The sequence below is a fragment of the Nonomuraea sp. NPDC005983 genome (assembly GCF_040614375.1).
In the GTDB taxonomy this organism is placed as follows: Bacteria; Actinomycetota; Actinomycetes; order Streptosporangiales; family Streptosporangiaceae; genus Nonomuraea.
On record NZ_JBEXUP010000011.1, the window covers coordinates 99,823 to 105,822 of the forward strand.

Sequence of the window (6,000 nt, forward strand, 5' to 3'; positions counted from 1 at the left end):
CCCAGTTCCACCCGGTGACCACGAACGGTTCGGCACTCCTACTTGACGCCGGTCCGGTTGTGCCGGGAGATTGGCCAGCGCAGCTATGAGCGATCTCGACATGGACTTCCTGCTCGGCGCCGAGGACGACGAAGGTCGGACTCGGGGCCGGTCCCGCGGTTCATCGAAACGCGGCGGACGCCGCCGACGCCGACGCCGCAACCGGGGCGGCTTCCTCGCCCCGCTGCTCGCCTTCATCGTCCTGGCGGGCATCATCGGCGGCGGCGGCTACTACGGCTACCTGTGGCTGAGCGACGCGCTCGTCCCCGACGACTACGCCGGTCAGGGCAGCGGCGAGGTGCTCGTCGAGATCAAGGACGGCCAGACCGCCTCGGACGTGGCCGTGGAGCTGGAGCGGCAGGGGGTCGTAGCCAGCGCCAGGGCCTTCACCAACGCGATCGGCAACGCCGGAAAGAGCGCCTCGCTCCACCCGGGCCAGTACAAGCTGCGCAAGGGCATGTCGGCGGCCTTCGCGGTGGCCCTGCTCGACTCCGGCAACCGGATGATCGTCAAGGCGACGATCGAGGAGGGCCGGCGGCTCTCCGACACCCTCACCCTGCTCGCCAAGAAGACCGGCAAGCCGGAGAAGGACTTCATCGCCGCCAGCAAGGACATCGGCGAGCTCGGCCTGCCGTCGTACGCCAAGGGCAAGCTGGAGGGGTACGCCTTCCCCGCCACCTACGACTTCCAGCCGAAGATGACCGCGACCGAGATGCTGACGGCGATGGTCGAGCGGTTCAACGAGACGGCCGAGAAGGTCGGTCTCGAGGACGGCGCCAAGAGCCTCGGGCGCAGCCCGCAGGAGCTCGTGACGATCGCCAGCATCGTCCAGGCGGAGGCCGGCCGGTACGAGGACATGCCCAAGATCGCTCGCGTCATCTACAACCGGCTGGAGCACAAGCCGCCGATGAAGTTGAAGATGGACAGCACCCTCATGTACGGGCTGAACGACTACCGCACGTCGGCGACGAACGCCCAGCTGCTGAGCAACACGAAGTACAACTCCTACAAGTACTTCGGCCTGCCGCCCGGCCCGATCTCCAACCCCGGCGACCACGCGATCGAGGCGGCGCTGAACCCCGAAAAGGGCGACTGGCTCTTCTTCGTCGCCACCGACCCGAAGAGCAACGTCACCAAGTTCGCCACCACGGAGGCCGAGTTCCAGGTCCTGCTGAACGAACTCCGCAAGAACGGCGGCTGACCGCCGAACCCGTCGCGAGGCCAGGTATCCGACGGCATGCCCGGCCCGCGGCGCGTCCGGTGACAGGCAGGGCCTGGACGCGATGCGAGCCGCCCCACGTAGGGGCTCCGTGCGGGCCTGCTGGGGGAGGGCTGCCTGAGGGGTTCCGCTTCCGGCTGGTCGTGCTCGTGCCGGGCTGCTTGAGGTGTCGCGGGCGCGCTCGCGGTGTATCCCGCCCCGCACGCCTCCCTGGTGACGCGATCGAGCGTCCTCGCAGCCGTCGCGCAGCGGGACCGTCTCCGGCGCGGTGGGCGGTAGGGTTGCCCCGTCGGAAGGAGAGCGATGCGGGCCGCGGTGATGGGATCGCCTATCGGGCACTCGCTTTCGCCTTTTCTGCACCGTGCGGCCTACCAGGCGATGGGCCTCGACGGGTGGAGCTACGAGGCGTTCGAGTGCGATGAGGCGCGACTGCCGGAGATGCTCGGCGGGCTCCGGCCCGTGCGCGGCGAAGCGGGCGCGAACGAGGACGCCTGGGCGGGCCTGTCGCTGACCATGCCGCTCAAGCGGGCCGTGCTGCCGCTGCTCGACACCGTGTCGGAGCCGGCCGTCGAGGTCGGGGGCGCGAACACCGTCGTGTTCCTTGAGGGCGCGGCCCACGGCGACAACACCGACGTCTACGGCATCGAGTGGGCGCTCGCCGAGGCCGGGGTCCCGGTGCCGGCGTCGGCCACCGTGCTGGGCGGCGGAGCCACGGCCGCCTCGGCGCTGGCGGCGCTGCGCAACCTCGGGCTGTTCTCGGCCACCCTGCTCGTCCGCGATCCGGCCAGGGCGGGGGAGACCGCCGAGGTGGCCGAGCGGCTGGGTGTGGCGCTCAGCGTGCGCACGTTCGACAAGCTCGACGCTCTGGTGGAGGTGGACCTGGTGGTCTCCACGCTGCCCGCCGGCGCGGCCGACGCGTTCGCCCACCGGCTGGCACGGGTGCCCGCGCTCTTCGACGTGGTCTACTCGCCGTGGCCCACCAGGGCCGCCGCGGCGGTGGAGGCGGCGGGCGGCACCGTGGTGGGCGGGTTCGCGATGCTGCTGCACCAGGCGGTGCGGCAGGTGGAGCTGATGACCGGCCGCGCGGACGTCCCCGTGGCGGCCATGCGCGCGGCCGGCGAAGCCGAGCTCCTCAGACGGGCCACTCGAACGGGTTGATCATTTTCACGTCGAGCCCGTCGAAGTCCTTCACGTTGCGCGTTACGAGAATCCAGCCGTGTGTGCGGGCGGTGGCGGCGATGAGGCCGTCGACGACCGGCACCGTCCGCCGGGCGTTCATCCGGCCCCACTCCTCGGCAACGTCGGCGGTGACGGGCATGATCCGCGTCCTGAACTCCCGCTGGAGCCGGTCGAGCCACGCCTCGTAGGCGTCGGCCTGGGCCGGATCGCGTCGGCGCAGCAACTCGACGCCCTTACGGACCTCGCCGAACACCATGACGCTCAGGTACAGCGCGGGGCCGTGGATGGTGTCCAACCAGGCCTGCACGTGGGCGTTCCTGGTGCGTTTGGTCATCTCCGAGACGACGTTGGTGTCGAGAACGTAGCTCACCAGATGTCCCCGAGGTCGACTTCGCGCGGAAGGTCCTTGCTGCGGGTGAGGTCGAGTTCGCTCAGGTCCGGGCCGGAGAGGAGGAACTCCTTGAAGTCGGGCTCCTCGCCCTTGAGATGCCGGTACTCGGCCATGTCGAGAACCACCGCCACGTCCTCTCCGTGACGGGTGACGATCTGCGGGCCCTCGTCGTGGGCCCGGCGCACCACCTCGCTGAAGCGCTGCTTGGCCTCTTGAAGCTGCCATACGGCCATATGAACCGCCCTTCGCCCGAGTCTGTCTAGTCTGTCTAGATTCCCCCTTCCAAAAGATTACCGGAAGCGGGTCTGCCGGGAGGGATGATTTCGGTGAGGTGGCGTGGTTGTGGTAACGTAGCTCTCTGATCGGTCCGGTATGCCTTGCCGGACGCGCAAGCGGAGGTCTGTCCTCCCACCTGAGTCGCCGAGAGGTGGCCGGGTACAGGATCACACCGGACTGTTCCGGGGAGCTTACGGCCACAACGCCGAAGAGCTCAGTGGCCCCGCATGCGCGACGTGCGGGGCTTTCGCGTTTCGCGGAGCTCCCGGCACGACGAGCACGTAGGGATCGCAAACCTAGGAGGCCCCATCAGCACTGAGCCCCGCATCAACGAGCGTATCCGAGTTCCCGAGGTTCGCCTCGTGGGCCCGAACGGCGAGCAGGTGGGCATCGTCTCGATTCACGATGCCCTGAAACTCGCCCAGGAGGCCGACCTCGACCTCGTCGAGGTCGCGGCCACGGCTCGACCGCCCGTGTGCAAGCTCATGGACTACGGCAAGTTCAAGTACGAGTCCGCGATGAAGGCGCGCGAGGCGCGCAAGAATCAGGCGCACACGATCATCAAGGAGATCAAGCTCCGGCCGAAGATCGACCCGCACGACTACGAGACCAAGAAGGGTCACGTGGTGCGGTTCCTCAAGGCGGGAGACAAGGTCAAAGTCACGATCATGTTCCGTGGTCGCGAGCAGTCCCGTCCGGAACTGGGTTTCCGGCTTCTGCAGCGGCTCGCGGAGGACGTCCAGGAACTCGGCTTCGTCGAGTCCCAGCCGAAGCAGGACGGCCGTAACATGATCATGGTGATCGGTCCGCACAAGAAGAAGGCTGAGGCCAAGGCCGAAAAGGCCGCCGCCAAGGCGCAGCGTGGCAGCGAGGAGCCTTCCGTACAGGAAGCGTGACCTGCGGTTGGGGTTAGCCTTACAACAGCACCCTGAACAGCCACCGGCCGACGAAGACGCCGCGACCGGGTCGGCCTGCACCGGCCCGGCCACCGGCACGGACAGATTGAGGAGAGACGGCGAGATGCCGAAGATGAAGACGCACAGCGGTGCGAAGAAGCGGTTCCGGGTCACCGGATCCGGCAAGATCAAGCGTCGCCGTGCGAACCGCGCGCACTACAACGAGTGGAAGTCGTCCACGCTGACGCGCCGTCTCAAGAACGAGGTCGTCCTTTCCGACGCCGACACCAAGAAGATCAAGAAGCTGCTCGCCAAGTAGCGCGAACCCCCGGGGAGAAGAAACATGGCACGCGTGAAGCGGGCGCTCAACGCCAAGAAGAAGCGCAAGGTCGTCCTCGAGCGGGCGGCGGGTTACCGTGGCCAGCGGTCTCGGCTGTACCGCAAGGCCAAGGAGCAGATGCTCCACTCGATGACGTACGCCTATCGCGACCGTAAGGACCGCAAGGGCGCTTTCCGTCGTCTCTGGATTCAGCGGATCAACGCCGCCGCCCGCCAGAACGGCATGACCTACAACCGCCTGATCCAGGGTCTGCGGCTGGCCAACATCGAGGTCGACCGCAAGATCCTCGCCGACATGGCGGTGAACGACAGCAAGACCTTCGCCACGCTCGTCGAGGCCGCCAAGAAGGCCCTGCCGGCGAACGTGAACGCGCCGGCCGCGAGCTGAGGCGCTTTGATCAAGGGGCCCACCCGGTGGTGGGCCCTTTTGCTGTGAACGCAGGGGGAGTGGCATGGCCGGATCCGAGCTGACCAACGTGAAGTCGCCGCGGGTCAAGGCCGCACGCAGACTGACCAAGCGCGCCTTCAGGGAGCAGGACCGCAAGTTCCTCGCCGAGGGGCCGCAGGCCGTCCGCGAGGCGCTCAAGCTCGACGGCGTGACGCTCGAGCTGTTCAGCACCGCCGAGGCCGAACTGCGCCACCCCGAGCTGATCACCGAGGCCACGCTCAAGGGCGTCCCCGTGCACCGGGCCAGTGGCGAGGTCATGGCGGAGCTGTCGCAGACCGTCACCCCGCAGGGGCTGCTGGCTATCTGCCGGTTCGTGCACGTCCCGCTCGACCAGGCCCTGTCCGGGACGCCGCGCCTGGTCGCGGTGCTCGCGCACGTCCGCGACCCCGGCAACGCCGGAACCGTGATGCGGGCCGCCGACGCGGCGGGCGCCGACTCCGTGGTCTTCACCGACGCCTCCGTCGACCCCTACAACGGCAAGTGCGTACGGGCCAGCGCGGGCAGCCTGTTCCACCTGCCGGTGGTCATCGGCAGCCCGGTGGCGCGGGCCGTCCAGGAGCTGCGCGAACGAGGGCTGCGGGTGCTGGCGGCCGATGGCGCGGGCAAGCACACGCTCGATGACGTGGACCTGTCGGGGCCGACCGCGTGGATCTTCGGCAACGAGGCGTGGGGCCTGCCTGACGACGTGCTCGCTCTGGCCGACGACGTGGTCCGCGTGCCCATCTACGGACAGGCGGAGAGCCTCAACCTCGCGACCGCCGCAGCGGTGTGCCTTTACTCCTCCGCAAGGGCGCAGCGAGTCCCCTAGGCGGCGGGAAACCCGCTATTGTCGGCGATGTAGGCGGAGGAGGCGGGGTCGTGCACGGCGCAGAAACCGACGGTCGGGTTGCGGCCTCCGCGTGCACCATAGCCATCGACGATCTCCCTGACGGCCTGATCGTGACCGACAGGTTCGGCCGCGTCCTCGCCGTCAACCGGGCGGCGGCCCGGCTCACCGGCGTCGCCGAGGAGCGCGCCATCGGCCGTGACATGAACGAGGTGTTCCCGTTCCGCGACCACGACGGCCGCGAGTGGTGGAAGGCCCTCGACCCCGAGGGCGGCCTGCGCACCCGCAGCCGGGTGCCGGAACGCCCGCTGCACCTGCCGGGCGGGCAGGAGCTCTATGTGGCCGCGCGGCTGGTGCGCGAGCCCCAGCGCTGCGGCGAGGTCGAGC

9 protein-coding genes are annotated in these 6,000 nt (G+C 68.9%); 7 read left to right on the forward strand and 2 right to left on the reverse strand.

Going from position 1 to position 6,000, the window contains the following annotated elements; all coding sequences use genetic code 11:
- Positions 1-85: 85 nt before the first annotated feature.
- Together mltG and ABZ297_RS08370 are read left to right on the forward strand one after the other, a co-directional pair.
- Positions 86-1,240 (forward strand): endolytic transglycosylase MltG, encoded by a 1,155-nt coding sequence (gene mltG / locus ABZ297_RS08365; RefSeq protein WP_355341400.1) that lies wholly within the window; start codon positions 86-88, stop codon positions 1,238-1,240.
- A 321-nt stretch (positions 1,241-1,561) separates the two neighbouring features.
- Positions 1,562-2,416, forward strand: coding sequence for a shikimate dehydrogenase (locus ABZ297_RS08370; protein ID WP_355341403.1), 855 nt, complete (start codon positions 1,562-1,564; stop codon positions 2,414-2,416).
- On the opposite strand, the gene ABZ297_RS08375 is transcribed toward ABZ297_RS08370, so the two are convergent.
- Complete coding sequence (locus tag ABZ297_RS08375) at positions 2,391-2,807, reverse strand: type II toxin-antitoxin system VapC family toxin (protein ID WP_355341406.1); 417 nt, start codon at positions 2,805-2,807, stop codon at positions 2,391-2,393. The genes ABZ297_RS08370 and ABZ297_RS08375 overlap by 26 nt on opposite strands.
- Positions 2,804-3,061, reverse strand: a complete 258-nt coding sequence (locus tag ABZ297_RS08380) for a type II toxin-antitoxin system Phd/YefM family antitoxin (RefSeq protein WP_350811362.1) — start codon at positions 3,059-3,061, stop codon at positions 2,804-2,806. Before ABZ297_RS08380 ends, ABZ297_RS08375 begins: the two co-directional genes overlap by 4 nt.
- 270 nt (positions 3,062-3,331) lie before the next feature.
- On the opposite strand from ABZ297_RS08380, the gene infC reads away from it, so the two are divergent.
- The 5 genes from infC to ABZ297_RS08405 form a co-directional block, all read left to right on the forward strand.
- Positions 3,332-4,000 carry a translation initiation factor IF-3 gene (gene infC, locus ABZ297_RS08385; protein ID WP_350811363.1) on the forward strand — a complete coding sequence of 223 codons (669 nt, stop codon included), beginning with the start codon at positions 3,332-3,334 and terminating at the stop codon, positions 3,998-4,000.
- Between the two features lie 124 nt (positions 4,001-4,124).
- Positions 4,125-4,319 carry a 50S ribosomal protein L35 gene (rpmI, locus tag ABZ297_RS08390; RefSeq protein ID WP_350811364.1) on the forward strand — a complete coding sequence of 65 codons (195 nt, stop codon included), beginning with the start codon at positions 4,125-4,127 and terminating at the stop codon, positions 4,317-4,319.
- 24 nt (positions 4,320-4,343) lie between these two features.
- Positions 4,344-4,727 (forward strand): 50S ribosomal protein L20, encoded by a 384-nt coding sequence (gene rplT / locus ABZ297_RS08395; protein ID WP_350811365.1) that lies wholly within the window; start codon positions 4,344-4,346, stop codon positions 4,725-4,727.
- Between the two features lie 64 nt (positions 4,728-4,791).
- Positions 4,792-5,595 carry an RNA methyltransferase gene (locus ABZ297_RS08400; protein WP_355341411.1) on the forward strand — a complete coding sequence of 268 codons (804 nt, stop codon included), beginning with the start codon at positions 4,792-4,794 and terminating at the stop codon, positions 5,593-5,595.
- 50 nt (positions 5,596-5,645) lie between these two features.
- Positions 5,646-6,000: PAS domain-containing protein (locus tag ABZ297_RS08405; RefSeq protein WP_355341414.1), on the forward strand; the 355-nt coding region annotated here is incomplete at its 3' end.

Excerpts from the sequence above, each read along its gene's own strand:
- mltG (WP_355341400.1), top strand. The coding sequence starts at position 86 with ATGAGCGATCTCGACATGGACTTCCTGCTCGGCGCCGAGGACGACGAA.
- ABZ297_RS08370 (WP_355341403.1), top strand. The coding sequence starts at position 1,562 with ATGCGGGCCGCGGTGATGGGATCGCCTATCGGGCACTCGCTTTCGCCT.
- ABZ297_RS08380 (WP_350811362.1), bottom strand. The coding sequence starts at position 3,061 with ATGGCCGTATGGCAGCTTCAAGAGGCCAAGCAGCGCTTCAGCGAGGTG.
- infC (WP_350811363.1), top strand. The coding sequence starts at position 3,332 with ATGCGCGACGTGCGGGGCTTTCGCGTTTCGCGGAGCTCCCGGCACGAC.
- rpmI (WP_350811364.1), top strand. The coding sequence starts at position 4,125 with ATGCCGAAGATGAAGACGCACAGCGGTGCGAAGAAGCGGTTCCGGGTC.
- rplT (WP_350811365.1), top strand. The coding sequence starts at position 4,344 with ATGGCACGCGTGAAGCGGGCGCTCAACGCCAAGAAGAAGCGCAAGGTC.
- ABZ297_RS08400 (WP_355341411.1), top strand. The coding sequence starts at position 4,792 with ATGGCCGGATCCGAGCTGACCAACGTGAAGTCGCCGCGGGTCAAGGCC.